This window comes from Lentzea sp. NPDC055074, from assembly GCF_053608005.1.
Window position 1 is genome coordinate 1 of sequence record NZ_JBSGUQ010000013.1, and the last position, 1683, is coordinate 1683.

Annotated in this window: 2 rRNA genes (1 of these 2 only partly in view); both read left to right on the forward strand. The window is 55.5% G+C overall.

From position 1 onward, the window contains the following. Positions 1–85, forward strand: a 16S ribosomal RNA gene (locus ACWF7A_RS26705); the annotation flags it as partial. 344 nt (positions 86–429) lie between these two features. Continuing rightward, positions 430–1683: ribosomal RNA gene (locus ACWF7A_RS26710) — 23S ribosomal RNA — on the forward strand (it continues 1613 nt past the right edge of the window).

Genomic DNA, 1683 nt, shown 5'->3' on the forward strand with positions numbered 1-1683 from the left:
AGAGCGGTCGAAGGTGGGACTGGCGATTGGGACGAAGTCGTAACAAGGTAGCCGTACCGGAAGGTGCGGCTGGATCACCTCCTTTCTAAGGAGCAATCTCCTGTCGATCTGAGCGAATGTCTCAGCGGCGGGCAGAACCTGCACTCGCTTAAGCGAGGTAGGGCTCATTAGTGGATGCTGGCTGGCTAGACGTCCGGTTGCCGGATGAGTGAGTACTGCAGGCTTGCCTGCGTGGAAAGGTCATCAGGGGGCTGGGTGAACAGATCGGTACGCTGTTGGGTCCTGAGAGAACACGCTTAGTGTCTTTCAGTGATCGGCCACTTAGCCGCGGATGAACCTCCAGGTCTTCGAGATCTGGCCGGCGTCTGCAGTCGAGCAAGTGGATCTGATTGTTCTTTGAGAACTGCACAGTGGATGCGAGCATCTTTGTAGCAAGTTAGTAAGGGCATACGGTGGATGTCTTGGCACCAGGAGCCGATGAAGGACGTAGGAGACTGCGAAAAGTCTAGGGGAGCTGTCAACCGAGCTGAGATCCTAGAATTTCCGAATGGGGAAACCCGGACCCAGTCATGTGGGTTCACCCATACCTGAACACATAGGGTATGTGGAGGGAACGCGGGGAAGTGAAACATCTCAGTACCCGCAGGAAGAGAAAACAACCGTGATTCCGTGAGTAGTGGCGAGCGAAAGCGGATGAGGCTAAACCGCGTCTGTGTGATACCCGGCAGGGGTTGCATTCGCGGGGTCGTGGGACCTCTTGGCTAGTTCTGCCGAGCTAGCAAACAGTCAGAAACCATTGTGGTTAGAGGAATGCGTCTGGAAAGCGTGAGCGTAGAGGGTGAAACTCCCGTACTCGAAAACCCGATGGCTGTTTAGAGTGTTCCCAAGTAGCAGCGTACTCGTGAAATTCGCTGTGAATCTGGCGGGACCACCCGCTAAGCCTAAATACTCCCTGGTGACCGATAGCGGACTAGTACCGTGAGGGAAAGATGAAAAGTACCCCGGGAGGGGAGTGAAATAGTACCTGAAACCGTGTGCCTACAATCCGTCGGAGCCTTTAGGGGTGACGGCGTGCCTTTTGAAGAATGAGCCTGCGAGTTAGTGCTACGTGGCGAGGTTAACCCGTGTGGGGTAGCCGTAGCGAAAGCGAGTCTGAATAGGGCGCTTGAGTCGCGTGGTCTAGACCCGAAGCGGTGTGATCTAGCCATGGCCAGGGTGAAGCGCGGGTAAGACCGCGTGGAGGCCCGAACCCACCAGGGTTGAAAACCTGGGGGATGAGCTGTGGTTAGGGGTGAAAGGCCAATCAAACACCGTGATAGCTGGTTCTCCCCGAAATGCATTTAGGTGCAGCGTCGTATGTTTCACCACGGGGGTAGAGCACTGGATGGTCTAGGGGGCCCACAAGCTTACCGAAATCAACCAAACTCCGAATACCGTGGTGTGAGAGTGCGGCAGTGAGACTGCGGGGGATAAGCTTCGTAGTCGAGAGGGAAACAGCCCAGAACGCCAGCTAAGGTCCCTAAGTGTGTGCTAAGTGGGAAAGGATGTGGGGTCGCACAGACAGCCAGGAGGTTGGCTTAGAAGCAGCCACCCTTTAAAGAGTGCGTAATAGCTCACTGGTCAAGTGGTCCTGCGCCGACAATGTAGCGGGGCTTAAGCACACCACCGAAGCTGTGTCATTCA